Origin of the sequence: Vibrio sp. 10N.261.52.A1 (assembly GCF_002876325.1) — a bacterium.
Lineage (GTDB): Bacteria > Pseudomonadota > Gammaproteobacteria > Enterobacterales > Vibrionaceae > Vibrio > Vibrio chagasii.
This window is the reverse complement of record NZ_MCYD01000503.1, coordinates 1-13,801: the sequence shown is the minus strand read 5'-3', so window position 1 is coordinate 13,801 and position 13,801 is coordinate 1. Positions and strand designations below refer to the sequence as shown.

Annotated in this window: 12 protein-coding genes; 6 read left to right on the top strand and 6 right to left on the bottom strand. The window is 45.9% G+C overall.

Annotated features, from left to right (window positions below; genetic code table 11):
* Window positions 1-77 precede the first annotated feature (77 nt).
* The 4 genes from BCT81_RS06060 (at window position 78) to BCT81_RS06045 (ending at window position 6,062) form a co-directional block, all read left to right on the top strand.
* The gene (locus BCT81_RS06060) at window positions 78-635 is read left to right on the top strand and encodes a DUF4124 domain-containing protein (RefSeq protein ID WP_102423529.1); all 558 of its coding nucleotides are present in this window, start codon (window positions 78-80) and stop codon (window positions 633-635) included.
* A gap of 167 nt (window positions 636-802) precedes the next feature.
* A complete protein-coding gene (gene glnL, locus BCT81_RS06055) occupies window positions 803-1,879 on the top strand; it encodes a nitrogen regulation protein NR(II) (RefSeq protein WP_061033103.1) in 1,077 nt (358 codons plus the stop codon).
* A gap of 107 nt (window positions 1,880-1,986) precedes the next feature.
* A complete protein-coding gene (glnG, locus tag BCT81_RS06050; protein ID WP_102423528.1) occupies window positions 1,987-3,390 on the top strand; it encodes a nitrogen regulation protein NR(I) in 1,404 nt (467 codons plus the stop codon).
* A 107-nt stretch (window positions 3,391-3,497) separates the two neighbouring features.
* Window positions 3,498-6,062, top strand: coding sequence for an EAL domain-containing protein (locus BCT81_RS06045; RefSeq protein WP_102423527.1), 2,565 nt, complete (start codon window positions 3,498-3,500; stop codon window positions 6,060-6,062).
* An 83-nt stretch (window positions 6,063-6,145) separates the two neighbouring features.
* Here BCT81_RS06045 and hemN read toward each other — a convergent pair whose 3' ends face one another.
* The 5 genes from hemN to BCT81_RS06020 form a co-directional block, all read right to left on the bottom strand.
* A complete protein-coding gene (gene hemN / locus BCT81_RS06040; protein ID WP_102423526.1) occupies window positions 6,146-7,537 on the bottom strand; it encodes an oxygen-independent coproporphyrinogen III oxidase in 1,392 nt (463 codons plus the stop codon).
* 282 nt (window positions 7,538-7,819) lie between these two features.
* Window positions 7,820-8,308: a DUF2489 domain-containing protein gene (locus BCT81_RS06035; RefSeq protein ID WP_008218483.1), complete on the bottom strand. Its 489-nt coding sequence runs from the start codon at window positions 8,306-8,308 to the stop codon at window positions 7,820-7,822.
* Window positions 8,309-8,314: 6 nt separating this feature from the next.
* Entirely contained in the window at window positions 8,315-8,872 is a 558-nt protein-coding gene (gene yihI, locus BCT81_RS06030; RefSeq protein ID WP_102423525.1) for a Der GTPase-activating protein YihI, read from the bottom strand.
* Window positions 8,872-9,510 (bottom strand): class I SAM-dependent methyltransferase, encoded by a 639-nt coding sequence (locus tag BCT81_RS06025; protein WP_102423524.1) that lies wholly within the window; start codon window positions 9,508-9,510, stop codon window positions 8,872-8,874. The genes yihI and BCT81_RS06025 overlap by 1 nt, the downstream gene beginning before the upstream one ends.
* Before the next feature lie 570 nt (window positions 9,511-10,080).
* On the bottom strand, window positions 10,081-10,698 hold the full coding sequence (locus tag BCT81_RS06020; protein ID WP_102423523.1) for a c-type cytochrome: 618 nt from the start codon (window positions 10,696-10,698) through the stop codon (window positions 10,081-10,083).
* A gap of 148 nt (window positions 10,699-10,846) precedes the next feature.
* Here BCT81_RS06020 and yihA point away from each other — a divergent pair, with 148 nt between their 5' ends.
* Window positions 10,847-11,506: a ribosome biogenesis GTP-binding protein YihA/YsxC gene (yihA, locus tag BCT81_RS06015; protein WP_032498332.1), complete on the top strand. Its 660-nt coding sequence runs from the start codon at window positions 10,847-10,849 to the stop codon at window positions 11,504-11,506.
* Between the two features lie 224 nt (window positions 11,507-11,730).
* Window positions 11,731-12,330, top strand: a complete 600-nt coding sequence (locus tag BCT81_RS06010; RefSeq protein ID WP_102423522.1) for a GTP-binding protein — start codon at window positions 11,731-11,733, stop codon at window positions 12,328-12,330.
* A gap of 506 nt (window positions 12,331-12,836) precedes the next feature.
* Here BCT81_RS06010 and BCT81_RS06005 read toward each other — a convergent pair.
* On the bottom strand, window positions 12,837-13,801 hold a 965-nt coding region (locus BCT81_RS06005; protein ID WP_241908172.1), incomplete at its 5' end, for a DNA polymerase.

The window sequence follows — 13,801 nt, the reverse complement described above, 5'->3', positions numbered from 1 at the left end:
TCGAGCTAAATACAATAAAATCAATAACAAACCAACGCCAAACGTGAAATCACCTAACGGTGAAAGGGGCCAACCATATGAAAAAAATACTGTTCCTGTTCGGGTTAACAGTCGCATTCTCATGCTCTGCTCAAACAGTTTATACCTGGGTAGATGAAGATGGCGTACTTCATTTTAGTGATACACCGACAGGCAAGGGTGCTAAGTCTCTTGAGCTTCCGGATGTTCAAGCCTCAGCACCCGCACCTAAATTCGAGCCATCGAAACCCGTTGACGATCAAAGCGCCTCGGCTATTCCAAGCCAAGAGCAACCAAAAGCACAACAGACCGAGCGAGAAGTCCCAGCGCCATTAGCTCTTACTATGCTCACTCCCATTCACGACCAAACTATCCGCAGTAATCGTGGCTTCATCTCAATTCAAATCGAACTCAACCGTAAACTGGGCATTGGCGAGCAGCTGCAATTGATGCTCGATGGGCGACGCTATGGCGCACCACAAACCCAACCCAACTGGCAGTTGAAAGATATCGATCGTGGCACTCACACCATTGCAATTCAAGCACATAGAAGCGGCAAGCTTATTGCATCTACTACTCCAGTCACCGTGTATTTACATCGAGCGACGATCAAGTAGGCCAATAGGTTAAAAGAGACTGAATAACATCAATTTTTGCCTGTTCTCAGCAGCTTTTCGCGACTTTTATGAATTATCTTTAGCTTCTGATTGATATGCGCCATACTTGAACTTAGCTACGCACCAATTTGGTGCAGTGAGAAAAACACCAGTTCAAGGACGAAACAGTGAATCGATCAGCCAAAAGCGACAGCATAGATACACACCATCTTTCCAACGCCATTCTCGACAATATGGTGACTTCGACATTGATGCTCGATGAACAGTTATACGTGCGATACGCCAACCCGGCGGCTGAACAACTCTTTTCACAAAGTGCGAGACGCATTGTTGATCACCCATTAAGTCAACTTATCCAACACGCCTCGCTCGACTTAGCGCTTCTAACTCAACCTCTACAAAGCGGCCAGAGCATTACTGACAGTGACGTTACCTTTGTCGTCGACAACCGCCCGCTGATGCTTGAGGTGACGGTTAGTCCAATTACCTGGCAGCGTGAAACCCTGTTGCTCGTAGAGATGCGCAAGATAGACCAGCAAAGGCGCCTTAGCCAAGAGTTAAACCAACATGCGCAACAACAAGCGGCGAAGCTGTTAGTGCGCGGTTTAGCTCATGAAATAAAGAACCCTTTAGGTGGCTTAAGAGGGGCAGCGCAATTACTTGGAAAGATGCTTCCCGATCAGTCGCTGAATGAATACACCCAGATCATTATTGAGCAAGCCGACCGCTTGCGCGCTCTGGTCGACCGCCTACTTGGCCCACAAAAGCCGGGAACCAAGTCTGAAGAGAACCTCCACCAGATACTCGAAAAAGTCAGACAGTTGGTCGAGCTCGAGTCCGGATCCACACTGGCGATTGAGCGAGACTACGATCCAAGCCTGCCACCAATAGTGATGGACTCAGCGCAGGTGGAACAGGCGATGCTCAATATCGTGAGCAATGCGGCGCAGATTTTAAAGGCACAAGATTCAGGCAAAATTACTATTCGCACCAGAACGGTGCATCAAGCCAACATTCATGGTCAGCGACACAAACTCGCGGCACGTATTGAGATCAGCGATAACGGTCCGGGCATCCCCGATGAATTAAAAGACACCCTGTTCTACCCCATGGTCAGCGGCCGTGAAGGCGGCACGGGGCTGGGACTATCCATTTCTCAGAACCTGATCGACCAGCACAACGGAAAAATCGATGTTGAGAGCTGGCCAGGGAACACCACATTTACGATTTACTTGCCGATTTAAACGAAGTGACACCTATCAATGAGAAACTGAGTTTCAGGCAAGGAACGAATACAGAACAATAAAAACAATGATTATCACAATAGATTTGGCTGCAAAGGAATTGAATTATGAGTAAGGGATACGTTTGGGTCGTCGATGACGACAGCTCTATCCGCTGGGTAGTAGAAAAGACACTTTCATCAGCTGATATAAAGTGTGAAACATTTGCTGATGCAGAGAGCGTACTACTTGCGCTTGAGCGCGAGACGCCCGATGTACTGGTGTCTGATATCCGTATGCCCGGCATTGACGGGATCGAACTATTGCACCAAGTGCATCAGCGCTCTCCCGACCTCCCGGTGATCATCATGACGGCGCACTCCGACTTGGATGCTGCAGTCAATGCTTATCAAAAAGGTGCCTTTGAATACCTGCCTAAGCCATTTGATATCGATGAGACGCTAACGCTCGTAGAACGAGCGATCGCCCACAGCCAAGAGCAGAAGCGCGAACAAGCCAGTGAGGCCTCTGAAGAGACCAATGCGCCAGAGATCATTGGTGAAGCTCCGGCAATGCAGGAGGTATTTCGGGCTATTGGTCGTCTGTCTCGCTCATCAATATCAGTACTGATTAATGGTGAGTCGGGTACTGGTAAAGAGTTGGTTGCTCACGCTTTGCATCGTCATAGCCCAAGAGCAAAAAAGCCTTTCATCGCACTCAATATGGCGGCAATACCGAAAGACCTCATCGAATCCGAACTGTTTGGTCACGAGAAAGGTGCCTTTACCGGCGCTAACAGCGTTCGCCAAGGACGCTTTGAACAAGCCAACGGCGGCACACTATTTCTGGATGAGATCGGTGACATGCCACTCGATATTCAAACTCGTTTGTTGCGTGTACTTTCTGATGGTCAGTTCTATCGTGTCGGCGGTCACTCTGCAGTTAAGGTAGACGTTCGTATCGTTGCGGCAACCCACCAAGATCTAGAGCGACTAGTGCATGAAGGCGATTTCCGTGAAGATTTGTTCCACCGACTCAACGTTATTCGGATTCACATTCCTGCACTACGTGAACGTAAACAAGATATCGAAAAGTTGACTCATCACTTCCTAGCCTCAGCGGCTGAAGAACTTGGTGTGGAAGTGAAGACACTGCACCCAGAAACCATAATCAAGCTGAATCAGCTAAATTGGCCGGGTAACGTGCGTCAACTAGAGAACATCTGTCGTTGGTTGACCGTGATGGCGAGCGGTAGTGAAATCCTTCCTTCAGACCTACCACCGGAGCTATTGGAAGAAAAAACCGTCGCACCATCAGGTACTGGAGATAACTGGCAGCAGCTACTTGCTAATTGGGCAAAATGTGCGCTTGATTCAGGAGAAAAAGAGCTGCTCACTTATGCTCTTCCGGAGTTTGAACGTATACTGCTAGAGGCTGCACTCAACCATACGAATGGTCACAAACAAGACGCAGCCAAGGTTTTGGGCTGGGGAAGAAACACCCTAACTCGTAAACTCAAAGAACTGTACTAGGCCTTATATGACTCTCGATGCAGCTACTTTTTAACCAAAAAAGTGTCGCTTGGTTTGAATAGTGTCGGTACAATTACAGTACACTATTCACCAAAGTTGTAGCAACGATGTCTTTGAAAACACAAATTACATTGAGAACCGCTGTGGTTCTGCCCTTCGTGCTGATTTTTCTGTTCACTATGGGCGTAATGGTTTTCACTCAAAAGCAAAGCTACCAAGAGATGGTGAGTGATATTAGTGCACGCCAGCTAACATCACTCACAGATAACGTTCATCAAAGCCTAGATGAGTTCTTAGAGAAGCCATTTCACGCCAACCTCTCGTTAAGCCAAAACATCGGCTATCACAAGCTGTATCAGCCTGGAAACCTTAGCAAGGTTCAAGACTACATCCTTTATAAGTTTTCTGACCATTTCACAGCCGTCCCTCAATTAGATGTGATCGGCTTTGGTTCAGAAGACGGTAACTATGTCGGTTTTCGTAAAGAGGCCAACAACGGCTATACCTTAATGCTCCAAGATGACCGCACTCAAGATCAGCTGGTTATCTATCGCGGCAGTAAGATCAGTGACGATATTCGCTCGGTCATTTCCGGATACGATCCTAGAGTTCGTCCTTGGTATCGCCCTGTGGTCAATGACAAACAGCCGTCATGGTCTCCAATCTATGCCAACGCGGACGAACGCCAAGAGATCACCCTTTCAGCTCTTGCTCCTATCTATGACGACAACGAGTTCAAAGCGGTTATCGTTAGCGATATCAAGATCAACACCTTCAACGCATTCTTGAGAGAACTGAAAGAAAAAACCGATGCGTCGGTCTACATCATCGATCAGCAGCAACGCTTGGTTGCCCACTCAGGTAGTGGCAGTGTGGTTTCTTGGGGGACAGGAAAAACACATAAAGGCCAACGCTTATTGGCCATCGAGAGTGCTAACCCTGTGATACGAGAGAGCGCCAGCTACGTTGACCAGCAGCACTTGATTGAAAATATGGGCGCCCAACGCTTCAGGTTTACCCTAGATGGCGAACAGTACTTCAATCAAATCACTCCCTACCAGGATGAGCATGGCATCACTTGGTTTATCGGTATGTCGATACCCAAAACCAACTTGCTTGGCGAGCTGCCTGAAAATCAAAGAAATAGCTGGCTAATTGGACTTACCGTGAGCTGCATTGGCATCATCCTAGGCTTAATCGCCTTTAACCGTATTACTCAGCCAATCACCTCAACCGCTGATGCGGCAAAGCGCCTTGCCAACGGTGATTGGGATACCAATATGCCGAGGTCTGGCCATATCTATGAAACCAGTATGTTGGTTGAAGCGTTCAATGAAATGGCCAACAACTTAAAGGCCTCATTTAAGCAATTGCAGTCTCAACTGACCTACGACTCGCTCACTAAGCTATATAGTAGAGAAGGTTTGATCGATGCCGCTAAGAAGAGTGCAGCTAACGAGAAAGGCACGCTATTCTTGGTGGGTATTGACCGCTTCCGCGACATCAATGACAGCCTTGGCCATTACAATGGTGACCAACTATTGATCATATCCGCGGCACGCTTACGTGGCATGCTACCTTCAGAGTATCTACTGGCTCGTACTGGTGGTGATGAGTTTGCTATCTACGCACCGAGCGTCACTCAAGAGAGTGACGTTCAGCTGCTGGCAAATCGCCTACTGCAGACCTTCGCCTCTCCGTTTGCAATGGAATCTGAGAGCGTGATGATTAAAGTCTCAATCGGTATTGTCCATGTGTCCAATGAGCAAGATTTTACCGTGTGGCTTCGTAATAGCAGCATCGCATTGAGTAACGCCAAGCAAGACAAAGCACGCGTCAGTATCTACAGCCCGGAAATGGGGAACGCTTCTAGGCATAGAACCAAGATGTTGGCGCGCCTCAATAAAGCGATCGACCTTCAACAGTTCGAACCATTTTATCAGCCAATCATCGATCTCGAATCAGGCTCAACCATAGGGGCTGAAGCGCTAGCGCGTTGGGTAACAGATGAAGGCATTATCTCACCATTAGAGTTTATTCCTCTTGCCGAGGAGAGCGGCCTTATCTACGACATAGGTAAGCAGATCCTGCACAAGTCCTGTCGAGATACCGCCATCGCAATCGAGTCAGGCAAGTGGAGTGAAGACTTCTCTATTCACGTTAATCTCTCGGTTGACCAGCTTAGTGAGAATGGGTTCATTGATTTAGTGAAGAAGACTCTGAGTGACACTAAGCTACCAGCGAAGAACCTCACCTTGGAGATCACCGAATCGCGAATCGTCGATAACGACCCAACGGTCATCGACAACATGCTGACACTCAAAGCATTAGGTATCTCAATTGCGATTGATGATTTTGGTACCGGATATTCGTCGCTGGCCTACCTACAAAAACTGCCTTTCGACTGCCTTAAGATCGACCGCAGCTTTGTCAGCAAGCTCGATAAAGAGAACCTAGACAGCTCAATTGTTGCCGCTATCGTCAATATCACCAGAGGCTTCAAGGTTAGCTTAGTCGCTGAAGGGGTTGAGACTCAGCAGCAAGCTGACTTGCTTAAACAGCTGCAATGTCCGCAGGCGCAAGGCTTCCTATACAGTCGCCCGGTGCCGTTTGACCAATGGCCGACTGACCTTGCTAACGCTAAACAAGGCCGCAAACAGACTACTGCCTAAGCAAGCTAAGATTAGAGTAAGCCGAATACAAAAATGCCAGCATGATGCTGGCATTTTTTATGTGTTTATTCTTGAACGAGTGATTAGATAACGCGCGAGAACTGCTGTTGGCGAGCCTTAGCACGCAAGTATTTATCGAAACACATACAGATGTTACGAATCAACAGACGACCACGAAGCGTTACACGGATTTCTTTGTCGTCGACTTCAACCAAGTCATCGTTAATGAAAGTTTGCAGAAGCTCTAAGTCTTCTTTGAAGTAACAATTAAAATCAACAGCGAACTCAGATTCGATCATCGTCTTGTCGAGTTTAAAGTTACAGATCAGCTGCTTAATCACTTCACGACGCAGTAAATCATCGTTATCTAGTGCGACACCTTTCCAAAGCGCATGACGAAGGTCATTCACTTGAGCGTAGTATTTCTTCAGCTCTTTTTGGTTTTGCGCGTAAGAGTCACCCACCATAGAGATAGCCGACACACCAAAGCCTACTAGGTCACACTCACCCTGAGTCGTGTAGCCTTGGAAATTACGGTGCAGCACACCTTCACGCTGTGCCACTGCTAGCTCATCTTCTGGAAGCGCGAAGTGGTCCATACCGATAAACTGGTAACCAGCACCCGTTAGAGTCTCGATAGTATCTTGCAAGATCGCCATCTTCTCTTCAGCTTTTGGTAGGTCTTCATCTTTAATCTTACGCTGCGCCGCAAACAGTTGTGGCATGTGGGCGTAGTTAAATACCGATAGACGACCCGGTTTCATCTCAAGCACTTGCTTCAGCGTTTCAGCGAACAATGCTTGAGTCTGCTTCGGTAGACCGTAAATCAAATCTAGGTTCGTTGAACGGAAGCCAAGCTCTTTAGCACGCTGAACCATAGCGACGATGAACTCTTCATCTTGCTCACGATTAACCAGCTTTTGCACTTCTTTATTGAAATCTTGAACACCGATACTCAGGCGGTTGAAGCCTTCATTACGCAGGTGATCCAGTACGTCGAGTTCAATCTCACGTGGGTCAACCTCGATACTGATCTCAGCGTCAGCAGTGAAGTTAAACTCATCACGTAGGATCATCATTAGACGCGTGATTTGTGTCTTGCTTAGGAAGGTTGGTGTACCACCGCCGAAGTGCAATTGAGTCACTTCGCGACCATTCAATAAAGAAGCACGTTGGCGGATTTCATGCTCAATCACATCTAGGTACTCGTCCGCTTTGTGCGAGTGGCGAGTAATCACCTTGTTACAACCACAGTAGTAACAAAGCTTATGGCAGAACGGGATATGCACGTAAAGCGACAGTGGACGCTCTGGGTATTGCGTACACGCCATGTCGTAATCAGAGACGGTAAACGCTTCATGGAACTCCAACGCAGTTGGGTATGAAGTGTAACGAGGTCCCGAATAGTTGTACTTGTTTAAGATTTCTTGGTCCCAAACGATTTGCTGATTCGTTGTTACTGGCTTGCTCGACATAGCGGTACTTCCAATTTAGATCCGCGAGAACGTAGGCTCTCTCAAATCAATTTACATACATTAAAATATAGATGGGTTATTTTGCCACACGACCTGTAAGGTCGTTTCAAGACAAAATCCATTTTCTAGATAAAAACTCAGAACTGCTAGCTTGATCACTAACAATGCACCGGAATACGGAGGTGCAAAAGGTAAGAAGGCTCATTTAGCACTCGGGTTAAAGATAATTCATCTTAAAAACACCGGTAGTAAACAAGCCTCTATATTTAATAGTCTTAGCGACTAGATCATCTGGATGTTGATTTGGTTGTTAAGAGGCTTAACCTTCTCCTGCAACCTTTTCAAATCCTCGATGACAGCATCGTTCAAGCGAGTCTCTGCCTTGTGGCGTGTGAGATTCTGCTGCATGCGCTCTTTCTTTGTCAGCTCCTGCCTTTCTTCTCCGCGCGCCATATCTTTAACAATATGGTACAGCTCGGAAAGGGCCGGATATTCTGCGTCAAGATCGACACGCTCATCTCCCTGAACATTATCCATGATGATACACACTCGGATACTGATCTCAGGCAAATCACACTGGCCTTGAATACCCGCAAGACACAAAGTATTTACGTTTTCGTAAATCGTCGCGTTACGTTTTTCAATCGCTAGTGCTTGATGCTGCTTTTGCAACTCCGTCTGCTTCTTCACTTGAAGTAGAAGGTAACCTGCGTAAGAGCCCAAGCCGAGAATGATAATTCCACCAGCAATTGCTAATAAGGTTACGTTCATTGGCTATTAACCTTTAAAGCTGTCTAAGTCGATGTCTTCGAATTGAGATAGCAAGTCTTCATCTGAGTTTGCTTTCTTGTTCGATACTACCGGCGTTTCTTCGAAGAACTCTTCTTCATCGTCTTCTGGCTCTAATAGACCCAAACGGCCCATTAGGTGCTCAATACGATCAAGCTTCTCATCAACGAACTTCTGTAGACCTGCACCTAGGTTTTCACCATTTTCGATACGGTCTAGTAGCGTGTTCAGTTGTGGATCATTCTCAAGCATCTCTAACTCTTGCTCGTTAGATAGCTTGCGCTCTTGCTTAGTTAGCTTCTTCACTGGTTCAACGATCAGTGGGATTTTTTTCTTGCTGCCTAAACGTGGGTCGCGAGCTTGTGCTGCTTTACGTTGTTTCGCGTCGCTACCATCTGAGTGGCGGCTGCCTGATTTTAGGCCTTTACGCTTTTTCAGACGCTTACGTTCACGACCTTCAACGTCAGATTCGCTACGGTTACGAGTAACGATAACTTCAGGAGCACCATATGCTCCCGGCTTTCTAGATTTTTTACTACGGCTCATTACTGGGTCTTCCTCAGTAAAATTACATCATTTCCAATAAATTCGAGTTCGAGCTTATCCCGCTCTGCCAAAAACTGGAATGTTTGACGACTAAAGAAGACGACATGTGTCGGGTCATTCTTATAGTGCCAACCAGCAAACGCGTCCACGTCTATTACTAGCTTGGTCATCAGACCAATCCAGCCCTTGGGCTTAACTAAATTCAACCATTGCTGCCACACCTTATCTGGGTGGTAAAGATGCTCTATCACCTCGGTGGCAGTCATAAAGTCATACGTTTTCTCCAGCACAGAAGTTTCTGGGTGGTAGTAAATATCGTACAACTCCATGGTGTGTCCGGCTTCTTCTAACATAATAGATAGCGTAGGGCCCGGGCCACAACCAAAATCCAACCCGTGTGAGTTAGATGAAATTTTGTCTGTTAATGGATCCGCGATGCGAGATAAAAAGCGGCGATAGCCGGCATCACTAGGATCGTTCTCATGGAGATCATAGTGCGCTTTCTCTTCGTTTGCTTCTAACCTTTGATCTGGTTTTACAAATACCAGCTCACATTGCTGACACTGCAGATAGGCTCTGCGTTTGTCTTCAAAATAGTGATTCACGCCTTGGTGATGGCATAAGGGACAAGTATACATAGCACATCCTTAAACAGGGATGCGAAACATACCAGAAACTGCGTTTATAGTGGAGAGGTATTGGGTGTTTTTTCATCAAATCAATAAAAAAAGCGATAGGAAAACCTATCGCTCTCTAAATCTGCCTATATCGGCCAAAATTTGCATACTCAACTTGGTACACAAATCTCCATTTGTTATTGGTGCTTTCCATGCCAAATTTGTTTGTTGTTCATCGTCCTGATGAGTTTTGGCTATCCTTTTCTAACACCTTGTTGCTGGGCTGTCCTAGCCTGATCCGTTTCTGTCTATACCGTTAGACTAGATGATCATCCGTATCTAAGTCAGCTCCTAGCTGATGGCGGTTACTTTACCGTGTTACAAAAAGACTACAATAGTGCGACTTCACACTTTCGAACACTAATTGATCACACATTGATAAATTAGACACAAAAAGATAAACCATCACAAATATCTATTGGTAATGACCTAAAAAAGAAAACGCCCCAATCATTTCTGATCGGGGCGTCTTCTTCAATCTCGCTCGAACGTACATTTCTTCACTCTGGCTAAGAGCGAGAAACCGACAAATTAGTGTAGACCACCAACGTACTTCGATAAGGTATCAATTTCTGCGTCTGTTAACTTTTTAGCTACATCACGCATCATCGCATTCATGTCGTTATTACGGCTACCATCGCGGAATTTTTCAAGTTGAGCCTTGATGTATTCTGCGTGTTGGCCTGAAATTTTAGGGAAGCCTGACAGCTCGGTGCCGTTACCACGAGGGCCGTGACAAGCGATACACGCTGTTAGGCCGCGCTCTGCGTTGCCCGCTGTGTATAGGATCTTACCTTCTTCAACTACGTTCTCAGGAGTAGAGTTGTTAGAGATTGGCAGAGATGCGTAGTATGCCGCTAGGTCAGCCATGTCTTGTTCAGACAGAGGCATCGCCATTGCACCCATTACAGGTTCATTACGACCTTGCTTACCACCACTTGTCATACCTAGCTTAAGCTCTTTTAACTGCTTCTCTAGGTACTTCTCATGTTGGCCAGCCAACTTAGGGTACTGAGTGATCAGACTGTTGCCGTCAGCACCGTGGCAGGCAACACATGTTTGTGATTTGGCTTTACCAGCTTCAATACTACCTTGAGCCCATACTGAGCAGCTGGCTAAAAGACTCAAAATTAGCGCTAATTTCTTCATGACATTCCATTATAATTATCAAGCTTCCAGTACCACTCTATGTTGCCACTCATGGTACAATAGGCGACCTTATGCCGAGCACGGTTATTTTACACAAATTCACAAAAAAGTAATCAATCGACTACACAAAGTCGAGATGGAGTTAACAGTGAGCGTAAAAATTCATTATCAAAACACGCATTTCATTACCAGTGCACCTGATATTCGTCACTTACCAGAAGACGAAGGGATCGAAATTGCGTTTGCAGGACGCTCCAATGCTGGTAAATCTAGCGCGTTAAATCGCGTTACAAACCAAAAAAGCTTGGCGAAAACCAGTAAAACACCTGGTCGAACTCAGCTTATTAACCTATTTAAAGTAACGGACGGTTGTCATATCGTCGATTTACCTGGATACGGTTTTGCTCAAGTACCGCTTGAGATGAAGAAAAAGTGGCAGAAGTCGCTAGGTGAATACCTACAAAAACGTGAATCGTTAAAAGGTTTGGTGGTATTGATGGACATTCGCCACCCGATGAAAGACCTAGACCAACAAATGATTTTCTGGGCCATTGATAGCCGTATTCCAGTACAAGTACTGCTAACTAAGGCCGATAAGCTGAAACAAGGCGCGCGTAAAGCACAGCTGCTGAAGATTCGCAAAGATGCAGAATCTTTCGGTGGTGATGTCGCCGTTGACGTATTCTCTTCATTGAAAGGCATTGGTGTTGACCAACTGCGTAACAAGATGGATGAATGGTTTGCTCCAGCGCTTGCTGAACAACTCATCGACGAGCTAGAAAACGAAGAGCACAACGATTCAGAGTAACCTCTATATATAGAGGGAACACATAGCGAATCGATCGCGACTTCAACAGATCTCACCTTATCAATACCCTGCCTTATATAGGTGGGGTATTTTTTTGTCTATAAATTAGCGGTTTAAACTCAAAAACCAAGAATAAAAAGCAAGATAAACCCGCTACAAACAACAGAAGTGAACCATACTAAAAGACAAACTTTTATAAACAGTACAATGAGAAAAGAACACTCATGTGGAAAATACCCCTAGCCACAATGGCACTGATAATGGTTTCATTTTCAGGACTCGCCTCTGAAAAAGAAGCAACGGAAACGCCACTGATCAACGTTGATATGACTTTAGACCTTGATGGCATGGAGAGGTATGCTCAAGATGCGAGCCAGTCTCTGGAGGTGATATCTCAGTCACTGCAAGCCATCGTCAATAACCCTAACCTTAGTGACGAACAACAACTGGCGCTTAATCAAACGGTTGAAAGCATTAACAAACTCGCCGAAACCACCAAAACCTCGCTCAAGCAACTGCCACAAGCCTTAGACCAATCACGCGCCGCCTTTAAGCAAACAAGCCAAACGCTGATCGATGATATCCAAACCAAAATCATCATCGCGTTGGTTGCCGTTGTCGGTGTGATTATTATCGCCCTAACCGCGATTTATCTACTGATCTTGAAGCCAATGCAGCAAACCTTGGTAAAGGCGACCAACAATATCTCCTCAATGGCGCAGTCCATACAGATCACCGCCGAAGCCCTCAAGTACAGCACAGAAAAACAACAGCAAATCATGGACTACATTGAGCATTCACCCACTCAATGCACTGATAAATAGGGCGCGAGCGATCAATCCTTTATCGGCAACTTGTAAAATAAAAGTTATTTCAAATGATAAAACAATCATTTTATGTGTGGATTTAAATTACCAATTGCTGATTGAATTCCAAATTCACCACGAATGAAAGAGAGAAAGAAGGCACTTAAAAAGCGTAATAAAAGCACTAGAAATGGGGCGTTTTTCAGGGGGGTTGTAGGGTGGAAATGTTTTTCTTTCGCACAAGAAAAAACGCCCCAGTCAAATACTGACTGGGGCGGCTGAATCAGCCTAATCCAATAACGTGAAACAAAAGGTCTGAAAGATAGAACATCTTACCTCTGTACCCTACGAGATTTAATGTACAACAATTGCTCAGAAATGAAAACAATTTTTGTAGTTTTTTTTCATGAATGTTTTATTAAAACACCTAAACTCTTTTCCCAACCCGACTTTATTTGAGACAAAAAAAAGCCAGTGTTTGTGCACTGGCTCATACTAATTTGCTCAATAAGGTCAAAAACTGATTAGTGGGCTTGATCCCAGTTATCACCGTGGCCAGCTTCCGCCACCAACGGTACTTCTAGCTCAGCAGCAGATTCCATCAATTCTTGTACTTTACTTTCAATTTCGGCTAAAGATGACTCTTCCACTTCAAATACCAATTCATCGTGTACTTGCATCAGTAGCTTAACTCGACCATCACCCTCCGCTTGAATCCACTCATCAACCAGCAGCATCGCTTTCTTAATGATGTCTGCGGCTGTACCTTGCATTGGCGCGTTGATCGCTGCACGCTCAGCTGCCTTACGACGCATGCCATTACGAGATTGAATTTCAGGTAGGTGCAGACGACGACCGTAAATGGTTTCAACGAAGCCCTGCTCTGAAGCTGCGCTGCGTGTGTCTTCCATGTACTGCATCACACCAGGGTAACGCTCGAAGTAAGTATCCATGTAGTGCTGTGCTTCACCACGAGGAATACCTAGCTGCTTAGCCAAGCCAAAGGCACTCATGCCGTAGATAAGACCGAAGTTAACCGCTTTAGCACGACGACGTTGCTCTGAAGTCACATCCTCAATATTAACGCCAATGATCTCAGCTGCGGTTGCCGCGTGGATATCTTTGCCTTGTTGGAAAGCTTCCAGAAGCGCTTTATCACCCGATAGGTGCGCCATGATACGCAATTCAATTTGAGAGTAATCGACCGCTAGAATCTTCCAACCATGCTGTGCAACGAATGCTTGGCGGATACGACGACCTTCTTCATTACGAATTGGGATGTTCTGTAGGTTTGGATCCGTCGAAGACAAACGACCTGTCGCCGTTACCGCTTGATGATACGAGGTGTGAACACGACCCGTTTCCGCGTTGATCATCTTCGGTAGTTTGTCAGTGTAAGTAGACTTCAGCTTCGCAAGACCACGATACTCAATGATCAACTTAGGTAGCGGGTAATCTAGCGCCAGTTCCTGTAGTACTTCTTCATTAG

What these genes read in the sequence shown, in the direction of transcription:
- BCT81_RS06060 (WP_102423529.1), top strand. Translation starts at nt 78, where the DNA reads ATGAAAAAAATACTGTTCCTGTTCGGGTTAACAGTCGCATTCTCATGC.
- glnG (WP_102423528.1), top strand. Translation starts at nt 1,987, where the DNA reads ATGAGTAAGGGATACGTTTGGGTCGTCGATGACGACAGCTCTATCCGC.
- BCT81_RS06045 (WP_102423527.1), top strand. Translation starts at nt 3,498, where the DNA reads ATGTCTTTGAAAACACAAATTACATTGAGAACCGCTGTGGTTCTGCCC.
- hemN (WP_102423526.1), bottom strand. Translation starts at nt 7,537, where the DNA reads ATGTCGAGCAAGCCAGTAACAACGAATCAGCAAATCGTTTGGGACCAA.
- BCT81_RS06035 (WP_008218483.1), bottom strand. Translation starts at nt 8,308, where the DNA reads ATGAACGTAACCTTATTAGCAATTGCTGGTGGAATTATCATTCTCGGC.
- yihI (WP_102423525.1), bottom strand. Translation starts at nt 8,872, where the DNA reads ATGAGCCGTAGTAAAAAATCTAGAAAGCCGGGAGCATATGGTGCTCCT.
- BCT81_RS06025 (WP_102423524.1), bottom strand. Translation starts at nt 9,510, where the DNA reads ATGTATACTTGTCCCTTATGCCATCACCAAGGCGTGAATCACTATTTT.
- BCT81_RS06020 (WP_102423523.1), bottom strand. Translation starts at nt 10,698, where the DNA reads ATGAAGAAATTAGCGCTAATTTTGAGTCTTTTAGCCAGCTGCTCAGTA.
- BCT81_RS06010 (WP_102423522.1), top strand. Translation starts at nt 11,731, where the DNA reads ATGTGGAAAATACCCCTAGCCACAATGGCACTGATAATGGTTTCATTT.